Here is a 22,097-nt window from a genome sequence, read left to right as displayed (position 1 = left end):
CTACCTCCAGATATGTTAGCTGAGCTAGTCCAGCAGGAACTAGAGAAACCAGTAATGGTCACTCCAGAACCCGAAAACGTAACTGTATCACCCGCTTCTAGGTAATCGAGAGAGCTAGGGAAAGCCTTAGCTGCCTTAAACTCCCCGTCATACCTAATACGTATAGTAAAACTACTAGCCAACTTGTGCCTCCAATTGTTTAACTTTAGCCGTTAGCTCTTTGACGGCTTCGACTAGCAAGCCAATTACACCGTTATGAGCTACTTGGAGTTTGCCCTCTGTTTCTGTCACTGCCTCTGGTAGCACTTCCTGCACTTCCTGCGCAATGATACCCGCAGACGGTTTATCTTCTAGGTCATTACGAGTGTACGTGTTACCTGTCAACTTGCAGATTTTTTTCAGGGCGTCAGGGATAACCTTAATGTTGTCCTTAACACGTCTGTCGGAAGTCGATATGAAGTCAGGTGCGTACATCTTACCGCTCGCTGTGCAGTTACCTTTATAATCCATGCGGAAATAGCCATCGGTGCCATTGACTGTCCTGCTATTGGTGTAGGCAAATATACCAAAGTAGGCATTACCTAAACCGCCCACCGTCCATGTGTAGCTTGCGTGCCGCTGTCTTATTACCGCCGCATATGAGTTATTACCGACGTTAGCGCCATTGTAAATACCAACGTAGCTTGAGTCGCGTTGGCTGATCCAGCTAGAGCCAGTGTTGTCCCTTCTGAACCCCCGCCCCCCTTGGACAGTACCGTTGACAACCACATCGCCATTACGGTAAAACCTAGCGATAGAGCCTACATCACCACCAGACGACGAGTACCCCCCTGTCACGCCTGCCGTTTGTATCCTAAGCTCCCCACCGTCCGCATTAGCCTCTAGGCGAAACGCACCGTTTGCTGAGTTCTTACCAACGATAGCTATGTTGGTGTTCTGTGACGGGTGTTTAAACAGCGCTACAACTTGGTTTGTACCTATCGAAGAACCTGTAGATACAATCTGACCTGTTGCCTGAACTGTACCATCATTGGCAATCGTCACCCCTGTACTAACACCAGTAACTCCCTTAGAGCCCCTAATGAACCGCGCTATATCACCTGTGCCAGACTGCACAAAGTAACTAGCATTATTTGTAGAATCCCTGTGGACGTACAAGAAGTTACTATGCGGTGATGAAGTCCCAAGTCGAGCAAACCCCGTAGCTGGAACCTTCTGCAAAGTATCAGCATCCAGCCCAGAGCCTGCACCCATTTTTCCTGTGTGGAATAGCTCAAACCATTCAGAATGATTACCAGAAGCAACGCGCTTAAACATCATCCTGTTACTATGGAACGAACACGCAATATCAAAATAGTACCCTGCACTGTTCGAGTGGTTAGCAATAATGTGATACCACCAATCGTTAGTCGGGTTAGATAGGGTATTGCCGTCTTTACCGTCGCCTCCGTTGCCCGACACGTTCGCGGCCTGTAGTCCTGTACGCCCATATTCAACTTGACTCATATACTGGACGAGCTTGGCTGCTTCCGCAGTGGCACTTACACCTAGGTACTTAGAATCAGACTCGGCTTTAGTCGCAAAATGACTGCTATTCCCTGCGTGGTACACGCGTTTACCGTTGACATTCAAGTCTTTATTGAAGTAGAAGGACGGGCGGTCAGTATAGATATGCGCGTAGCTCGTATTTGCGGGGCCAATGTCAATGTAACCGCTAGCGTTCTTTGAAGTGATACCGCCCCAATTGTTAGTAGCTAGGCCAATATTACCCGCGTGCCACATGACGTTCCCCCTGTAGCGAACATCAGTAAGATTAAGGTTTAAAACAGTAGTTAGGCCTACGGCATTACCTGCTGTCACTCCTGCGCCTAGCTCGAAGTTAAAACTAGGGTTAGACGTGCTGTCTGTATTAACCTCAATACGAGCAGCGTTGCCATTCTGCACAGGAACGCCTCTAGTGTGATTGAACGTAACATTTGAGTTGCCATAGCCATCGTTAGTGGCCAGTGCTGTTTTTCCGTTAAGACTCCCTATGACGTTGCCCGAAGTGAAAGAGTCACCTGAGCTTGGCATGTACCTGCTATTCGTTTCGTCTTTTGAGTAAACGCCAACGAAGTTACGCACAGCGCCCATATCCGAACAGAAACGAATATAGTTATCGGTCGTACTGTTCCTGAACGCTATTGCGCCCCCAATGGTATTTTGGTTGCCATAGGTAGACCTGAACAATCGTGCGTAAATGTCACCATTTGAATTCCGGCTGGCGATAGAGTTTGCATTTGCCCCATCAGAATAACCACGCCCGTCTAGCTTGCTTGAGTCGGCGGCCTTGCCTGACTTGCCAAGATACTTTGACGATAATGCAGTGCCATTCTCATAAAAGTTAACCGAGTGTATTTCTTTAAACTTCCATGAACTCGTACCTAGCAAGCTGTTGCCATTACTGTATGGTAGTAAGCCGCCGCTTGTAGATGGCACACGTAGCCATATGTTTGAAGATGCAGGATTATTGCCAGCGACCATGCGCGGGTATGAACTATTCCCTGATGTATCTAGTGCCACAAAACTAGGCTGTTCCTTGACCTCTGACCAGCGAACGTCCGTAATGAAACCACCACTAGACACCGTAGGCTCTGAAACAGAGATTGAGAATTGCAGCTTGCCCGCGTAATTGAACGTGGACGTGTTTGCAGGGTTAAACGTCATATTGGTGATAGTGAACTCATACGTGTACTCATTGCCCTTCGTTGGCGCGGGGAGTATCACTGTGTCCTCAAAATTGAACGACGTTCGGTATATTCTAAAGCCCTCATCTTCCTCCGAGTACGTAATGGTAGACTCTAATCGGATCTTAGATTGGCCGCTACTGAAATTGTAAGGCGCGCCATTTACCTTCATTTCTAGGTCGAAACGAACGTCTTTACTGTTTGCCACGTTCGGACCAACTACCGTAATAGTCATCTTCTGCGCGCTACCACCTGACTTCAACACAGGCACGGTAATCTTCTTGCCTTGGCCTATACCCGTTGACGACACCGACTTAGTACCACCTAAGATTTCAGCGTCGGGGTTCACACGAACAATGCCGTCTTTAAACGCTGGGTCAATCATATGCTCACGAACGGCGCCCGCTGGCAATGACAGATTATCCGATAGAAGCGTTAAGCCATCAACTGCTAAGCTACCACTGTCAATCGTTTCAGCCGACAAGCGTTGGATAGTCGCTTCGTCCAAGTACATGTAGTTTCTATCTTCTGAGAAGTAGAAAGGGAACTTAGACTTGTCCAGCTCTGAGCTACCATTCCAGTTTGGCGGTACAATCGCAATTTCATCGGCTTGGAAGTACAGCTTGCCGCCTGCCTCCGCGCCACTGCCATTAGCTAGCAGGTGAACACCTGATACTTTACCGTTGGCATCTGCTTTGATCACACGCTCGGCCTTTAACTCGCCCGTCTGTTGGTCAACATAGGCTTTAGACTCATCAGTGACAGCAGCTAGCGCACCACTATGGCTACTACGACTGTAAACAATGTCGCTAATATATACCGGTGGCATAGTGCCGCTGCCACCCATTTGCAAGAATGGGGTTGCACCGTTATAAGCCTCAAATGTATGCGTGTACGTTCCTTCCACATACACCCACTTACCCGAGCGGTCTGTTATACGAGCAGTTAATGGCCACTTAGACTGCTCTTGCCCGTCGATCATCATTCTTAGGCCAAGATTGAACGAAATATCTGTGTCAGTAGTGTATACCCACGCTGAAATGTAAATCTTATCGCCGACACTTATAGGGAACTGCGCATTGTAGTCATAGCAATCACGTGTCGTAAGCTTTAGAACATACGGTCGACCCGACAATGTTGGGATACCTACGGCCTTTGTCGAAACCACACTGCCCGCAGTCCAGCCACCACGACTTAAGTCCGCGCCGAACACACCGCGTGTAACTATGTTTGAACGGCTAAGGCTGACTTCATCTATTTTTGTAGCATGAGTAGCTGACGTGTTTTCAAGTGACGTGACACGCGAAGTTACTGCGTTTACTTTGCTATCCGCTGAGTTTGCTTTCGCCTGCGCCGCGTCCGCCTTATTAACCCCACTGGTCGCTTTAGTCTCAACCGAGCTAAGTCTTGACGCATGCCCTTCGCTCGTTTCCTCAAGCGTAGACACCTTGTTAGTAACAGCAGTGATTTTCTCATTCGCTTGGTCTGCCGAGTTTTGCGCGTTATTCGCTTTAGTTGTCGCTGAGTTAGCTGTGCTCTGCGCATTATTCGCTTTAGTAGTTGCTGAGTCAGCTGTACTCTGGGCGTTATTCGCTTTAGTCGTCGCTGAGTCGGCTGTACTTTGGGCGGCCTCCGCTTTGCTAACACCACTATTGGCCTTGGTCTCAACTGACGTTAGGCGAGAAGCATGACCCTCTTTTGCGACCTCAAGGACGCCTACCCTGCTCTCATTTTTTTCGGACTTTGTTTCTACCTCACTCAGCCTTGATGAATGATCCGATGCCGTAGTCTCAAGGGTTGAAACCCTAGACAGCGAAACATTACTAACAGCCTGAGCTTCGAACGCAGGGCGCAACGACGACTTATACCCAACTGCGTGGTACTCCCCTTCACTTATGTTAGTCCTGACAGCAAAAGGCGCACTACCGACGAAGAACATGCCATTAGGCGCGAGAACACCAGAGCTAGCTGCACCACTATGCGCACCGACATTTACCCTACCGCCTTTAACTGCTGTTATATCGTATGTACCGTGTAAGTTACCGTCTAAGTGGTAGACCTTAACAGAACACGGTTCCGCCGAGATAATAGAGAAGTCATAAACCGTGTGGGGTAAAAGGTATGTGTCACCCGCCATTTTTCGCGGGACACCCGTTTCCGCGTCAGTTCCAGCGCCATCGCCATAGTCGTACAGGTAGAATGGGTCGTCACTGTAGTAGTAGCCCGAGCCGTTATTATGAACCTGAGCGTCGCCCGTCTTTATGACACGAACGCCCTGAGACCCCGTAATGTATTCTCGCGAGGGAGCCTTAAAGGCCACGCTATCTGCGCCAACACCGTTAGTACCAACAGCAAGGATCGGTCTAGTCGCCTTAATGAAGAAATACTCTGTGCCACTTGGGCGATCAACCTCTATGGTTTTTACTGCGCCAGAGTCTAGTTTAATAGAGCTTGAGCCACTTATTGTATCGACCGCTGGGCTGCCATCTTTGTATGTTAGCTCGACCTCAGCATCACCGTAGACTGAAAGTAAGTTAGCTCTCTGTCTGCGTTCACCAGTGCTGCTACCCGAACGTGACACGGCCAACAGCTGGGTCGACGCAAACTGTGCAGGTGGCAGGACTTCACCCGACACGCCCACAAGGGCTACCGGTTTGTTAGACTCGACCTTATCCCCTTCTGTCAGACCACTTAGCGTACCCGTATCACCCTTGTCGGCCTCGACCGCAGCTCTACCATTGACGTATATGACCGTTTCATTCTCGAACGCACCGTACCTGATAGTGCCAATAAAGCCCATTACATAACGAGGGGCCATAGCGCCCATGCTAGCGAACTCGCTAATATCGTCGCTACCCTCAGTTAACGCCTTAAATTCAAGTTCCGACAGCCTTGTAGCCTTATCAGTGTCCGACGTTTCCAGCACACTTACGCGGGTAGAAACACTAGACACCTTAGTATTAGCATCATCAGCAGACGCTTGGGCGGCGTTCGCCTTATTTACGCCCGTAGTTGCCTTAGTTTCTACGTTTGTTAAACGTGACGCGTGGCCTTCGCTAGATTCCTCTAGTACAGAGACACGGTTAGTGACAGTCGTAATCTTCGAATTGGCCTCATTTGCAGACGACTGTGCTGCGTTCGCCTTGCTAACCCCACTATTTGCCGTGCTTTGTGCGTTATCTGCTTTAGTGACAGCCGACGTAGCTTTGGTTTCCACGTTTGTTAAACGTGACGCATGGCCTTCACTCGTATCTTCTAAAGTAGAAACACGGTTTGTTACCGCTGTTACCTTTGTATTTGCGCTGTCCGCCGTTTCCTGAGCGTTATCCGCCGCAGTTTGCGCAGCATTTGCTTTAGATACACCGCTGTTTGCAGTGCTTTGGGCAGCATTCGCCTTAGATACACCACTATCCGCTGTACTTTGGGCTGCATCCGCTTTTGATACAGCAGTTGTAGCTTTCGTTTCAACATTAGTTAAACGTGACGCATGGCCTGTGCTAGTAGACTCAAGGGTCTGTACAGACGAACCTAAATCACCTCCGCGTAGCTCTATTCTAAGTATCTTGCCGCCATCAGATGACGACCAGAACGCGACCTCATTATCACCTTGTTGTGCGTCAACAAGGTACTCAAACCATTTAGTTTGCTCATTAGAGCCTTTAGGTAGAGGTGACACCTCCGTACCGTTGAACGCCACATGGAGTCCGCCCTCTGCATCCCACAGTTTTAGACGAAGTGCGGCTTTGCCAGCGTACCCACAAGCAAGCGTAAATTTATTAGCACCCTCGTAGCTGCTATTTCCAGTCCAACCGATATTTGGTGACAATGCGCTTTGGATGCGAGAACCCGATAGTTGCTCAAGGTTTACAGACTCGACATTAGTTAGCCTCGTCGCATGAGAGTTACTTGTACTCTCAAGCGAACTAACACGGTTAGAGTTAGTGTTCGCCTTACTCTCCGCATTAGAAGCCTTAGTCTCAACGTTTGTTAAACGTGATGCATGGCCTTCGCTAGTTTCTTCAAGTGAACCGACCCTGTTAGTCACAGAGCTTACTTTTGTATTCGCACTATCCGCTGAGTCTTGGGCTGCGTCGGCCTTGTTAACCGCCGTAGTAGCCTTGGTCTCAACATTCGTTAAACGTGACGCATGACCTTCGCTGGTTTCTTCCAGTGATGTTACACGGTTCGTGACAGCCGTAACCTTCGTGTTCGCGCTATTAGCCGTACTTTGGGCTGCATCTGCCTTAGACACACCGCTGTTCGCTGTGCTTTGCGCATTATCTGCCTTAGTGACAGCGCTAGTCGCCTTAGTTTCTACATTCGTTAGACGTGACGCATGGCCTTCACTAGTTTCTTCTAAGGTAGAAACACGGTTAGTAACCGCCGTTACCTTAGTATTTGCCGTGTTAGCCGAAGATTGAGCTGCATTAGCTTTAGCTACACCACTGTCCGCCATAGACTGTGCAGCATTCGCTTTATTAACACCCGTTGTAGCTTTGGTTTCTACGTTTGTTAGACGTGACGCATGGCCTTCACTGGTCTCTTCTAAAGTAGAAACACGGTTAGTTACTTCGCTAACACTCTCGTTTGCCTCATCGGCAGAGGCTTGTGCAGCATTCGCTTTGTTAACACCCGTTGTGGCTTTGGTCTCTACGTTCGTTAAACGTGACGCATGGCCTTCGCTAGTTTCTTCAAGTGTAGAAACACGGTTTGTTACCTCACTAACGCCACTATTCGCTGCATCAGCAGACGCTTGTGCGGCATTTGCTTTATTGACACCCGTTGTAGCTTTGGTTTCTACATTCGTTAAACGTGATGCATGACCCTCACTAGTTTCTTCTAAAGTAGAAACACGGTTAGTTACTTCGCCAACCGCTTCATTAGCGGTATCAGCAGACGCTTGTGCGGCATTTGCTTTATTGATACCCGTTGTGGCTTTGGTCTCCACATTTGTTAAACGTGACGCATGGCCTTCGCTAGTTTCTTCTAACGTTGAAACACGGTTAGTTACTTCGCTCACACCGCTATTCGCTGCATCAGCAGACGCTTGAGCCGCATTCGCTTTATTGATACCCGTTGTAGCCTTTGTTTCTACGTTTGTTAAACGTGACGCATGACCTTCGCTAGTTTCCTCTAAAGTTGAAACACGGTTAGTTACTTCACCAACCGCTTCATTAGCGGTATCAGCAGACGCTTGTGCAGCATTAGCTTTATTAACACCCGTTGTAGCTTTGGTTTCCACATTCGTTAAACGTGATGCATGACCCTTACTAGTTTCTTCAAGTGTAGAGACTTTAGACTCAGTATCGCTCGCCTTCGTTTCCACGTTAGTAAGTCGAGTCGCATGCGCTAGCGTTGTCTCTTCGACTGTAGCTACACGGTTCTGCGTGTTAGTTGCCTTAGTCTCTACGTTAGTAAGGCGTGACGAATGGCTAGACGACGTAGACTCAAGCGTCGCTATCTTAGAATCTGCCTCTTCGCCTCGTGTTTCAAGCGTTCGGATCAAGCTAGCATTCTCTGCGTCAGCTTCTTCTAACGTTTTGATAGTGGCAAACGCTTCACCATCCCAAACACCAAGACTAGACAACCGTGTAGCCTGTTCGCCCGACGTTGACTCTAGTGAGGCCACTCGTGCGCGGGTACTGCCATCATTAGTCTCAAGTACAGAGATTTTTTGCGCTTGTTCATCAGTGGCGTTTTCGAGCTGCGTTATAGACGAACCCTGTTCCCCGCTTAGACTTGTCAGATTAAGTAGGTCATTCTCGACCTCACCGATTCGACCCGAAGCCGCTGCTAAAGAGCTATCAACACGGTCGAACTCACTATTCATCGACGTGGTGATAGACGTTAGTGACGAATCGACACCATTCAGCTTAGTATCAATACGCGACACATGGCCTGCGGTGCTAGCATCCAGATCTTGTATTTGCTTCGAAAGGCTACCGTCTAAGTCTTGTACCTTGCCAGACAGCGTTGCGTCTAAGTCTTGCACTTGACCGGACAGCGTTGTGTCCAAATCACCGATAGACTGATTCAACGAGTCAACAGAGTTTGAAAAGTCTACTTGCGCGGCTTGAAGGGCTTGATTCAGAGCTGTATCCGCCGCTTTTAATCGGGAGTCAGCGTCCGCTAAAGCTTGCTCGACCGCAGACAGGCCGTCATTAACATCAGACAGCGAGCTATTGTAACTGTTCTGCTTTTCTAGGATTTCATCGAGGACTTCGGGGTCTACGTCTTGGCCGTCTTTACCATCCGCGCCCTTGATTAGAGACCAATCATAAAGCGACGGGTCTGAAAGGTCGGGTTCTTCTGTTCGTTGGCCTACGGCGAAGCCAATGTATTCTTTGCCTTCTGGGGAGAGGACTATACCGTTACCGAGCGCGTCATCAGCGTATGCTTTCCAAACATGGTAGGCTGGGCCTTGAGCTTCGGCAGTTAGGTCGATTAAGTGCCAAACACCATCTAACCTAGCATACAACGCGGTGTGGTCACTCCACACCCCGTCTTGTTTTATCTTTATTGACGAGACTCGTTGCCAAGTCCCGTTTATTTTTATAGCCGACATTGCGGGTTTCCATTAGGGGGCTGCGACAATCCAAATGTCACCATCTTTACCCTGCCCCGCGCTTGGGGCTGTGGTAGAGACAGTAACGCGATTACCTAGCTTCTCTAATGTATCACTGACCTGCGCTGCAAGTCGTGTGTTTGTGGTTGCTGACACGCTGCGCATAATACCATATAACACATTGGTTTTTGTAGTTAAGTTGTATGGTTTATCGATGCGGATTGTCGAGTCATCAATAACCTCCATTACCTCATAAACACGTGTATCAAGGACGAACATATCCCCCTCAGCGGGCTTGTTTGCAGCCGATGCCCAATACGTACCGATGCCCTCAACAATGTCACTATCTTTAGTTAGATTAACAACACCCGTTCTGTACCATTTACTCATTAATTTTTCCTCTAGTAGTGAAGGCCAGACACATCTTTGAACGTGCTGCCTGTCTTAAATACGTCCGCAACAATCGCTGATTGCTGCACTAAAATGTTATCGTTTACGTCTGGCCTAAGCTCTACGGCAAATGTATGTTCCGCAGTGCCTTTAGGGATATGACAGCCCATCTGCACTGTCACCGACCCTTCTTCCTCAACGTTGTGCGAATGGAACTTCTGCACAACAGAGCCATCGAGCCTTAGATAAACGTCAAAGTTACTCGTAGAGCCACCGCCGCCTTGGTGGTCTAGCGCAATACCACTAATCACAAGTACGCGTTCTTCGGTCGCACCTAAAAGACCAGGGCTGATTGTTCCTTGGATCAGGATGTAAACCTCTCTAGGACCAACCTCAATCTCGCGATCAACAACGATTACCGTTCGGTCAACAATATCGCCCTCAATATTCTGCGCGTATAACGTACCCTCTATCGTGCAAGACTCATCAATCCGCACATTTTCAAGGTATCCGCTCTTGGCCGCTACGTTACCCTCGAAGAAGCCGTCACGGGTTCGCATGATTCCATCTTGGCTAACTGAGAACTTGTCGCCAATTGTCAACGTAGCACCGTCAATCGAACCACCAGTAATGCTAGGTGATGAGAACGAAAGACCCACTTTAACGCGCTCCGCTACGATGTTAGCGGCCAGCAAGTTGTATATCTCTGCATCTTGAATAAACGCTTTGTCTATAACCGTTTTGCCGTCTTTGATGATGAACGGGAACACATTTTCATTGCCCCCCGTTACCGCGAAGGTCTGCGCGTCGACAACAAAGCTCGTTTGAGTGCCGTCGTTTAGGAAACCCACGCCACCTTGGAGGCCAGCGACACTTGTTTTTACACCCCATTGCGCTTCATAGATTCCACCTTGTGATGCGGTAGTGCTAGCCAATTGCTGAAGGCTTACGTTTGTGCCGTCGTAGTCAACAGTGAAGTTTCTAATAGCCTGTGCAATAGCCCCTTCCGAGCTACTAAGCACCGTATCGAACTCAGTTATTTTAGCGTCAACTATTTTACCGAGGTCATTCTCCCACTTGGATTCAAGCTCTTGGATACGCAGCACATAAGCTTCGTCCGCGTTGACCGCCGCATGTATGCCCCCCGACAGGCGAGCATAGTTTTTAGCGAATTGCTGCTGAATGCTCTCTGTCTGCGTGTGCTTCGACAATGCCTCGCTCATAGCTTGCTCGGCCAGCATATCGCTGAGCGTAGCGCTTCCGTTGATCAAATCAGCAAGCCCTGAGTCACCTAAACCGCTGCCTTGGAGCGTTCGGTTTATGGTGTCCATTATGCTCAGGTCACTGCGCAGCCACTTAAAGTTGTTGCTGTCCGCGACTTCCTCGCTGAACCTAACCAGCACTTGCTCTGGGCTTTCAGACGTACTAGCACGTGTACCCTCTGGCGAGCTTATATCACCCGCTTGGTAATCACGGTTTAAGTGCCTAGCCCAATAAACAAAAGTTCTAGCTGGCTCAACCAAGTCAGAGAAGAAACCCGTTGCCGACGTACCAACGTATTCAGCCTCGCTGAACACTGGCGTAGCCGTTAGGTCATCAGTCACATCAACGCGATAAATCTCTGTAGCCGCGTACCAATCGGCCTTTGGCCTATCCCACTCAAGACCTACCATGTTGAACATGCCGAATGCCGCAAAGTTAGTTGGCTTCGTCGGCATAGGGTCATTAAACGCCGTAACAACGCCTGTCGCGGATTTTGTAGCGACAGACGATAAATCATCAGTACCTATCGCTTTCTTTAAATCTCTGAACGTTACAGCTCGATCTAGCGTGTTACCACGCCCCATACCCGCCTGTATTTGGACAGTTTCACGTAACGAGTTAAGGAACTGTGAAACAGAGCGAGATACGTCTTTAGGAACAGGTGGTAAAGCTCGACTCATACAAGCTCCTCCGGTGATTGCGCAAGCTGAATGTCACGAACCTCTAACTTAGCCGCTTGGCTTATTGGTTCGACAGCCGTTCGCCATCTAAAGGCACGACTGTTAAACGGCAGGTAGAAAAACGATGGGCTTTCCACAAGCTTCGTATAGGCCACGGTCTCACCCGTTGTGGCATGGTCATACTCCACACGCACTTTAACGGGGTACGTGTTGGCTCGTACCTTCGCGATATTGAAGCAAACAGGGTCATTGAACAGGTATGTTTTTGACTCCCAGCCTAATTCCATGAACCCATCTTCTGACGAATCAAAAAGCATCAACTCACGGGTATCACTATCAACGTAAGCTAGGTCATTTGTCTCCTCTAGCTCAACGAAGGACTCAGCTCTTAGGTCTACCGTTCTAATACCCGCATTTGGGTCTAGCGCATCAAACACGAGCGTTTTATCCACCGTCGGGCAGCGAACAAAAACCTTGTTATCGTAGTTACCAAGTATCATTGTGCTTGGGTCAAGCTTGCGCCACGAGTCATTGTCTATAAAACCTGTACTCACGTTAGCAATCGCGTAGCCCTCGATACGGTGCAGCCCTGTTTCACTAGTAAAGTAGACAGCGCCCGCGACCTCAGTCGAACCTTGTGGGCTTGAGCAAGGAACGGGGTCTGCAAGACGTGCCGCGTCCATCGACTCAGGGTGAACACCTTGCACCACATAAGGCACACCCGTCGTTAGCACAACAAGGTTTGAACCCGAAGTCTCGATTGTCACAATGTCCTCTTGGAATACCTTGTAATACTTGACAGGCCACGCGTAGAAAGCGTCTGGCTCAGCAAAGCACAAGATACGTTTATTGTGCCCCACAAGAATATCTGAACCCATAACAACGACCTTTTGCATTGGTCCATTCGGGTAAAGCTCCGTGTTCAAGTCTGGCGCGCCCACCCAATCTTCATTGATAGGTGAGTCCAATAAGTCACCGCTGTACGTTGTGTCTGTGTAGGTGTTCTGCGTCGCTGGAATTTCAGCAACGAACTGGTAGACAGCCGTACCTGAACTCGCTAGGTTCGTTCTGAATATGCGAATTTTTGCGTTTGTTCCGCGCAATGGATCAGTAAGCAAAAGACTATCTGGCGGCGTAGGGAAAGTGAGCGTAACCGCCGTTGTATTTACGTACTCCCATTCTCGGATTTTTACTATATCCGTAGGGTCTGCCAACGCGCTCAAACGCCCCCAAGCGTCAACATAGCAGTAAGAGTATGCAACTTCTGAGTAGTCATACTCACTGTCCTCTGGGTCTTGGTAAGGCTTCAGGCCGACGATGCCATCACCATCAGTGTCACCCGTTGAGTCTACGCCCTCCTCTTGGGGTTCGTAGTACCAATGCTCAGCATCACCAGTGATAACAGAGTCGATTTTGTCAGGAACTGGTACATTCAACGGGTACGTAACCGCAGGATAAGGACCACTGCCCTCCTCTGCATTTAGGTTATACACGACCCGTGGTTCACTATTGGCCGAAGCAAACAGTGCGTAGTCGTAAGCGTCATTCTTGAGTGGCGCATTAACAGCATACGTAATCTCAGGCCATGTAAACCATTGGTCACGGTACTTGTGCATAGACTTAGTATCACTACGACCAAAGCTGCCCAATGATGTAGGGAGCGCCCACGGTTCTAAGATTCCCCGCTCTGACTTAGTGTTGTTCGACAACGTAGCGTAGCCATCTGGCAATTGCTCATCGTCGAACTTAGGCGCAGTGCCTAGAAAAGCATTAAACAGAATTTTCATTAATGATACGTCCAACTAACAGGTTCGCTCGACACGCGCCAGTCGATATGCAGGAACGAGTTAGCAAAGCCGAAGCCCTTTGCGCCCAGCTTTAACGCAAGCTCAACAATCTGCATTCGTTTTACGCCCCACGGCACATAAATATCAAAAGCGACACCTTTGAAGTGTTGACCTGGTTGTTCTTTTTTCGCCTCTTCGGGGTGTCTAGCACAGCGGTAGGCGCTCGTTAACGCAAGAGGACCAACCTCATCACGAATTTTTTGAAGCATCCGCAGCGCATATGGATCACATTCGTTCTCCACTTCACCTTTGCAGAAGTCACATTTACAGCGTAGCTCCGAAGGCTTGAAGTTTTTTGTTCTTGGTTCTGCCATGAAAAAGCCCCATAAATATTAGTGTTACTTATGGGGCATTATAACAGTATTACTGTTTTATTTAATTAAATTCTTGACCGACTCGTTGATAGGCTTAGCCATCCAAGGTATCTGGTTAGCCAGCGGCACAACACGGCTCGGCTGCATTTCAAGTGTCGCCACATCAACAGCAAACTGAGCGGTTGGTCCCATAGCGGCCACGACAGGGTGATTACCATAGGTTGTACCAGCGTAGATAGATTCGGCCATCGTTGCGGGTCCGAGTAGGCCAGTAGCCGCGAGAACACTGCCGCCCCAATCCACCAAGTCACGCTCACCCTGCCACTTAGGGCGGCCAAACGGATATCTAATCTGCTCGCGTATAAGCTCCGCAATTAGTGCCAATGGGAGGGCAACCGCCGCTGTAACGGCTACTGCTTTCCAAGGATCGACACTTGAACTTCTGTCCTTAAACCCTTTAGCCAACGACTTGTGTACGTTGTCATAGAACCCGTAGAAGAACTTTTTAAGGGTAGTCACGAGTAAGAAACGCGGATCATTTGCCACAAGCGGTAGCTGCGTAGAACGTGGGTTAGTCACGGCCTCATTAACGAACTGGTGAACCGCATCACGGTAACGTTTACCAGCTGGGCTTGTTAAGTCTGCGTCCGATGCGAATGCTTTAACGTCTGCCGCAGTTACGCCTAGCTCTTTTAAGCGCTTCTCCCCATCAGCCCCATCTTCCACGGCACGAACAAGGTAGCGTTCAGCCGCCTTAGTCGCTATTGCACGTGTCATTTTGGTCACATAGTTTTGGCCGTTGTACTTGAACACAAAGGCTTGGATACCTTGTGAGATACGACCCATAGTTAAGTCGTTCATGTTGTACATTTCTTGTAGCGAGTGCTCGATAGCGTCATCGGTGATAATGTCAAAATCGCGAGCGACCTTAAACATTTTCTCTCGCCCTACCCCCGTTAAAACGCTCTTGGCGTCGTCCAGCATTCCTTTAGTATCGCCACGCATACGAGAGTATGTTGCCGCTACCTCTGGCACACTCGCTAGGCCAGTGAACCACAGCACCGTAGCCGACTGAAAAGCTAAAGCAGCAGAGTTAAGGTTACGTAGTATAGGCGACATGTTCATGCCTAAACGCCCCGTAACGCCCTGATACAACTTAGCGAACTCCTGACGATTGCCCGTATGCACCTCGCTCTGTATGCGATTGAACTCTGCATTAGAATCCCACTTACCGTTTTTAACGCCGCCATGCGTCTCATTCCATGCAGCCCAGCTAGTTGACGAGTTAACAAGGCGGAGTAAGTGTCTCGGTGCGTCTGTATCCACGTATCCACCTTCCTTTAGCTTCTCGTAAAGTGGCTCTAGCACCCTACGCCCCGACCTTGGTTGATTGCTAAGCTCCGGCCTAATTGCGTACTCTGGGTATCCTCGACCGTCCAGTATTGAGTCAAGCGTCGCCTCTGGGTTCTTAACTCCCGCCTCACGAAGTATGGACAAGAAACCTGCTCTGTTTCGTTCAACAGCATGCAAGTCTAGGTGGACCTTAGATGCTACAGGCTTGAAGTTTTTATCATGTTTTCTAACGTACGCATTTAGCTGTGCTATGAAAGCCTCGTACTTCTCACGCTCGGGACTTTTAACCTTGTTAATAGAGTCCTCGTAGCCCTTCTGAATCGCCTTATTGTCTCCTACTTCCTTGCCAATACGTGACGCGAAATACTCCGTAGCGTTTCGTTGTAGTGCAGTGAACCTGTCCGCCCTCGCCGCAGCATCTGGGTGAATGCGAGCTAGACGTGTGCGCGTCATCTCAAAGAAACGGAACATAGACTTTCTAGCTAGTCCACGGTTGCGCTTAACCACTTTCTTTAGCTTGCGGTTTAGCTGAATTTTGCGGCCTTTGCTCAAGTCCGTGCCTTCTCCAACTTCTGTATCCTTGTAGCTTTTAAGCGCTAACTCAGCCACCTCTAATTTACGTTTGGCCTCCGCTACTAGTTTCGCCTTAACATCAACACCGTCTGCTGAAACTCTATCAGGCCTCCTTACGGCAAGTTGGTAATCTGCTTTTGCCGACTCTACACTTTGTTCAAGTGACCTTCTAATAGCCGTTTGCGCTCCGCCACCACTTTTGTCCTTGCGCTTGGTCTTACGTAACACGCCTCGCGTACTGTTAGCCGTAGAGACTTCATCGCGGTTCGCTATCTCATCATCAACACGCGCCGTGTCGATAGTTAGCTCCCCACCTTCTTTGGCCGCTTGCTCGAAGTCCTTATCAAACACTCTATTTTTGGCATCCAGCAGTATCTCATCGCCGCGTTCCTCAGTGATTTTATCCTCGTTCACAGCCTTTGAGACCAATGAAGCAATATCGTCATAGGACACTTCATCACGGTACACGTTGCCTATATCTTCTGGCATTAAGTCCGACAGCGTTCGGCTCGACCTCAAGTTGTGCTCAATTGACGAAGTAAGAGAAACCAGCTCTTTAGGCAGTAAATCACCCACCGCTACGGCGTTCTCAGCCGCTGCAATGATCGTACTGAACTCTGGCTTATCTGACAGCTTAATGCCTATTCTACGCAGCAGAGAGCGCTTATCTCTGTCCACATGCTTAGGCTGGACAACATCAACTTTCGTACTGCGCTTTTTGCCTTTGTAGTTAAGGCCGTTGCGGATAGACCCCATAGTTACAGATGCCAGTTTATCGCCACCAACACGGTACACTACAGCGCTATCGCGAATAGTATCTAGGTTAAAGCTAAACATTGGGCGGCCATCATCAAGGCGTAGGTCGGCCAACGCTGAAATACCACTTAGCACCGCAGTAGCAAGCTCTTCGTTGAGATTTATGTCGCCGTCATTAAGGTCAATTTTGTCCTCACGCAATGCCCATCGAGTAACAGCGTCCAAGTCAACATTAAGTGGTTTACCCGATTCATTGTCACGTACCACAAGGCCGCGATCACTTCGCTTCTCACCTGAACGTGCGCGAGCTGACCTGTATAGCTTGTTGTTCGCGAACGAATTACGCGCCGCCGAAGCTAGGCGCTCACTAGGTGTCATTTTCACTTCACCAATTGTCGCCTCTTTGGGCATAATCCCCGTCTTTTCTAACAGCTTGCCAAACGCTTCTAAATCATCGTTCTCCAAGTGCTCTTTGAGTCGGTTAACCGTGCCTTTCGATAAGTGGCGAGTATCTGGGCGTTTTTCTTGGTCGCCATAGGTGAACAATGGTTTGCTCGTATCGAACTGAACAAACTGGTTGTCCTTGGTCGTTTTCTGGTTATCAATAGCCTTGCGCTTGCGGGTTCGCTTAGGCAGGCGGTCTCCAAGGGCTGCTTCGCGCTCTGTAGGTTTTACAGTTTCGCGCATGAACTTAACAAGAGCCGCGTTATTCATACCCTTGATTTTCTTTAGCTCTTTATAGACACGCTCGGCCATTTGCGTTCTGCGGGTGTAGTTGGCCGCAACCTCTAGGTCATTATCGCCGGTGTCCACAACACTCTGAACATCACCAACGTTTCGCTCATCGCCGTTCTCATCACGCTCACTGTACGCAACTTGCTGGTCTGTGCGCTCACCCATTTCACGTTGAGACTTCGTTGCTGCGGTCTCCTCGTACATTGAATCCACCGCCTTGCGGAACGACTGAATGAACTCGAACTTATCAACACGCGCCTGTAGCTCATCGATTTGCTTAACTATATCTTTATTATCAGCGAACTTAGCGCGCTGTTTTAACGTGTTACGCGCAGTATCGGACAATTTAGACGGGTCAACCGCGTCACCATCTTTAACGAACTTACGGTACTGGTCATGCGATTCCAGCAATTTACCCATATCACCATCACTGGCCGTACGTGTTCCAAGCTCTTGCTTAAGATACTCAACCTTGCCCTCAGTGGTGGTCGGCTTCTGCGCTTTCTTCTTCGCCTTGGGTTTATCTGGCTTAGTACCTTCAATGCTGCTATCAACAATCTTGTTCAGTAGAGTAAGCTTGTCGGCCTCAAGCGAACCTGACGACTCGAAGTCATAGTGTTGGCCTACCTCGGCTAGTTGTTTTGCATTCTTAGCCACCTCGACAGCGAATATATCTCTAGCGGCTTGTGTATTCTTGCCTTTGCCCTGAATAACACTTCTGATGCGGACTTTAAGCTTGTCCTTCGCGTTATCCAGCAAAGCCATCGCTTCGTCGATTTCTTCTTTGCTTGGCTTGCGGCCTTCTTTGATCCAATCTGGGGCACTTTTTACGACACCTTTTGGCTTTTCTTTAGGCGCTTCACCTTCTGGAATCTTAACAGTCGGCGCGTTCTCAATTGACTTCTCGACTTGCGCTTCTTTCTTGATACGTTCACGGTTCTTTATTCGGTCGCGTTTGATTTTGCTGTAGTCACGAAACATGGCGCGACCATCGAATTGGTTAGCATTGCGATACACAATGTTATTGAACTCTGGGTTGATAGACCCTAACGCCGCTCTTAACGCGGTATCCGTGCTTTCTTCCTCAGCCTCGGTTAAACGGTTGCGTTCTTGCTCAGTCAGCTTGAGTTTACCATCACGAGACAGACGAACTACTTGCTTAAATACACGGGCAAGTGCCTCATCACCACGAGCCTTGTCATAACCGCCACTTAGCGGAGTGCTTGCGCCATAGTGACTATCAGCGGCGTAGCGCGCTAATTCCTCATTTGTTAGTGTGCCATTATCAATAAGCGCTCCTACCTGAGACTCATTAAGCGGCTTACCTTTTGGTTCAAGTATTTCGCGTAGCTCATCGTAGCGGTCACTGCTTAGGTTTGGCACATCACGGGCAGTTAGCGAATCAAATTGGCCTTGGCCTACGACTCCCGTATCATCTGTTTCTACCTTGGCATTCGGTTTGCTTTTAGGGCGTTTTTTAGCTGCTCGCTCAACACTCTGCTCAAGCGAGTCGTCACTTGAAAATGGAACACCGTCGTCCTCTACTTCCTCAACAGTGTCAGCCCTCCAGCCATCAGCATTTACTTGTTCGCCCTCTGCATCTGCCCCCTGACGAGCTTGGTTGTACTCGCGCATGAAGCCAACAGCATTACCCGCTGTAGATGCGATACCACCCATAGCACCACCGCCGATAACAGCTCGGATACCCGCTTCAACAGCGTCGCGCGTTTCTAGTCTCCACTCATCATCGCCTACCTCTGTGGCGATAATCTCATCAGTTATAACTTGCGCCGTTTCAGTAACGCCCTCTGCCGCAGCACCGATTGCCGTGGTGCCTAAAACATCTTTTAAACGCTTAGCAACAGACGGCTTCGATAGCGCATCCATCACTGGTTTTGCAGCCTCATCGGACAGGCCAGTAGCTTTGAGCGATTTACCAAGCACAGCAACGAAAGGCAGTGCATTTAGCGCAGCGCCAGCAGCACCCGATAGTGTCGCGGCCTCTGTGTGCTCACCCTCACCTGTGCTGTCCAAACGGTTCTCCATAGCACCCGCAGACTGTACGAACCCAGATAACGCGGGGCCAGCGTATAGGCCAGCTTTCGCACCTTTCATGAGCGCTCGACCAGCGGTAGCTCGCATAGCCCCCATTAGCCCGACACCCGCAGCAGCACCTGCGCCACCTGTCACTGCACCGACTGCCACAGTACCAGCAGTAGCTAACGCATCAACTATAAGACCAGGGGCGGCCTCGCCTAGAGTTTCGACCACATAGTCTAAAGCATCACTAAAGCCCTCAATCTTGTCTACAGACTCGAATTTACGCTTGTTAAGAGCCGCATCAACACCGTGCCTACGCGCAATCTCCCGACCCTCGGCAGCCCATTCCTCATTGCCGACCATTTCACCGATATAGTTAAGCGCGCCACCTAGCGCCGCTTTTGTTTCATCAGTACCACGGTCAAATGCACGTTCAAACGTTGAGCGTCGGTCGTACACTTTAGACTCTAAAACCGCATTTTCCCACGGCCTGAACTCATCGTTGCTCTCACGGATTTTCTGGCCTACTGCGTTCATCTTCTCGTCACTTGACGGAGCATAGCCCAACGCTCGACGGGCAATGCCAAGCATTTCAGCCTGCGTGGCGTCGACACTTCTATCTGGTGCAGCCGCACCCGACTCAACCATGCGCGACGCAATGTCATTGCCATTCTTATCATACATACGTGACAGTGGGCGCTTGTACCGTCCTCGTTCATTGCCTTTTACAACGTAGCCACCTTCATCAAGCACACCCTGCGTTACGGCCTGCGCGTCACTTGCGTTTGGGTGGTCGTCATTACGCCAATCATGCGGCTTTTCCACAGTGTTAAAGCCCTCGAAGCGCGCATCTTTTGGCTCACCGATACCGCCACTATCGCCATCCCGTAGCTCAACATCATCAATTGCGTCCTCTGGTTTGTTCTTGGCAAAGTCTCCTCTACGCTCGCCCCTTCGGATCAACTCATCTATGAAATCACTCATACTTATAAAAAAATCCCTAACACAATTAAGTGATAGGGATTTTAACATTATTACTACTATATTTTTTAGTAGTGTTACTAATTTTTATAAAGGTACGTTTCCTTAAATAGCTCGTCGAAATCGCGTTGGGCTGCTTCATTCCACTGGCCGCCCTTTTGCTCGAACTCCGCACGATCCTCGTTGTACCTGTCGTTATAAACGTCTCTGACTTCACTAACGCCAAGTCCTGAGTACGCGCTAACAGCTTTGATTGTATTAGCCGTTTCGGGCTTATACTTAGCCTCAACCGCTGTTATGTAAGGCGTAACACTCATCACCGTTAACTCAGCATTTGGCTCAGCACGAAGATAAGACTCAATACCATGCGACCACATTGCGGCAAATTCTGGCGTACTCATAGCCTCAACACTGTAGCGGCCATTAGCCATAAAGCGGTCAGCAAGGATATTAATTTGTGACTCAAGCCCTTTGATTTGCGCAGGTTTGTAGCCTCGAATGCTACCAATATAACCAGCGACCGACGCGCCAACATCACCGAGGTACTTACGTGTGTCTTTAAGCGCTTTTTGCTGTGACTCTACATTGGTGGTTGTAGCTTTTGCCGCCGCCACTTGAGCGTTAAGCAGCTCTTTACGCGCCTTAATTACCTTAGCGTTAGCGTTCGCCTGCACCTCATAAATATCGGCTCTGTGCTTCTCAATATCATGCGTACTGAAACGCATATCGCCCGTATCCATGTAGTTACGCATTTGCTTTTCGTTGATATTACCCGTTAGATACAGCTCGCCGACAACAGCTGCGCGCTTGCGCTTAGCCGCATACTTGTCCTTAATGGCCTGCATCTTCTGCTCAACGTCCTCAACCTGTGCAATTGGCTCTAGGGCGCGATTCACCTTTGGCAGTGCTTCACCTGATTGGTCAATCGCTTCCTTAGTCTTGGCTAAGTCCTCAGCTCCCTCGGGAGTGCTAACCTTATTGCTCGGCGTAACTTTCGCAACATCACCCTTAAACGATGCCCTCGCAGAGTCACCGTGCGCCTTTTTACCGAAAGCTTTTTCCAGCGCAGCAACACGGCCACTAACACCAGCTAAACGACGAGTGCCCTCCCGCTTAGCCTCATTCGCGGCCTCTTGCCTCGCAGCTGAACGATTGAGGTTTTCTTCAGTAGGAACATCCTCATCCGGTGAAACCTGCTTATCCTGCGCAACATTTAGCAAACCTTGCTGCTTGAGGTTTTCCTTAAACTCATCGCGTGAAGCCTCGCGCACAACACCGTTCTCGTCCGCAGTAAAACTCGCGCGTACATAAGCTGCATGGTGCTCAGGGGCTATGCCGTTTTGTTCCGCGACCTCAATACTTTTAGCAGCGTGAGCCTGTAGGCGACTTAAATCTTCCTCCTTGGCTCGCAAAGGCGTACTCGTGTTGTCGTTTGGGTTTACGGTTAATGGCGCTCGTTTGCCGTTAGACTTAAGCACACCAAACGACACCGTACCATCACCATTGCTGGCTACTTCTATGTCGCCGCCATCGCGCGTTAACGCACGATTAAACCTGTTCAGCTCCGCCCGTTCCTGCTCGTCAATTGAAGCCGTAACATCATCAACATAGCCTTGTCGTGCGTCCCTTAATCGCTGGCGCTCATCAGCTATTCTTTGGCGCTCAGCCTCTTTGTGGTCATACTCGCTCATCTGGCGCTCAAACAAGGCACTACTGCGCTCATCAGCTAGTCGCTGGCGTCGCATGTTCTCTGCGTCTAAGCGTTCTTGTCGCTCACGCTGGTACTCACGTTCTTCGCGTCTTTCCGCATATTGTGCATACTGGCCTATCGCATTAATAATAGCCGAACCATCACGCATTCCATAACCTGCCAT

At 49.4% G+C, this 22,097-nt stretch carries 7 protein-coding genes; all 7 read right to left on the bottom strand.

Going from position 1 to position 22,097, the window contains the following annotated elements; translation table 11 throughout:
* Positions 1 to 174: 174 nt before the first annotated feature.
* Genes AN390_RS06580 through AN390_RS06550 form a run of 7 tightly spaced genes read right to left on the bottom strand, consistent with a single transcriptional unit; the run spans position 175 to position 22,097 of the window.
* Positions 175 to 9,291, bottom strand: coding sequence for an alanine-zipper protein (locus tag AN390_RS06580; protein ID WP_055253417.1), 9,117 nt, complete (start codon positions 9,289 to 9,291; stop codon positions 175 to 177).
* A 12-nt stretch (positions 9,292 to 9,303) separates the two neighbouring features.
* A complete protein-coding gene (locus AN390_RS06575; RefSeq protein ID WP_055253415.1) occupies positions 9,304 to 9,681 on the bottom strand; it encodes a hypothetical protein in 378 nt (125 codons plus the stop codon).
* 11 nt (positions 9,682 to 9,692) lie between these two features.
* Positions 9,693 to 11,624, bottom strand: a complete 1,932-nt coding sequence (locus AN390_RS06570) for a phage tail tip protein (protein ID WP_055253413.1) — start codon at positions 11,622 to 11,624, stop codon at positions 9,693 to 9,695.
* Positions 11,621 to 13,411: a hypothetical protein gene (locus AN390_RS06565; protein WP_055253411.1), complete on the bottom strand. Its 1,791-nt coding sequence runs from the start codon at positions 13,409 to 13,411 to the stop codon at positions 11,621 to 11,623. The genes AN390_RS06570 and AN390_RS06565 overlap by 4 nt, the downstream gene beginning before the upstream one ends.
* On the bottom strand, positions 13,411 to 13,785 hold the full coding sequence (locus AN390_RS06560; protein ID WP_055253409.1) for a D-Ala-D-Ala carboxypeptidase family metallohydrolase: 375 nt from the start codon (positions 13,783 to 13,785) through the stop codon (positions 13,411 to 13,413). Before AN390_RS06560 ends, AN390_RS06565 begins: the two co-directional genes overlap by 1 nt.
* A gap of 57 nt (positions 13,786 to 13,842) precedes the next feature.
* Entirely contained in the window at positions 13,843 to 20,274 is a 6,432-nt protein-coding gene (locus AN390_RS06555; protein WP_157686031.1) for a hypothetical protein, read from the bottom strand.
* A 29-nt stretch (positions 20,275 to 20,303) separates the two neighbouring features.
* Positions 20,304 to 22,097, bottom strand: a complete 1,794-nt coding sequence (locus AN390_RS06550; protein WP_055253405.1) for a hypothetical protein — start codon at positions 22,095 to 22,097, stop codon at positions 20,304 to 20,306.

This window comes from Pseudoalteromonas sp. P1-11, from assembly GCF_001399995.1.
GTDB classification, from domain to species: Bacteria; Pseudomonadota; Gammaproteobacteria; order Enterobacterales; family Alteromonadaceae; genus Pseudoalteromonas; species Pseudoalteromonas atlantica.
Note: the sequence above shows the minus strand (reverse complement) of the source record. Positions and strands in the feature narration are given on the sequence as shown.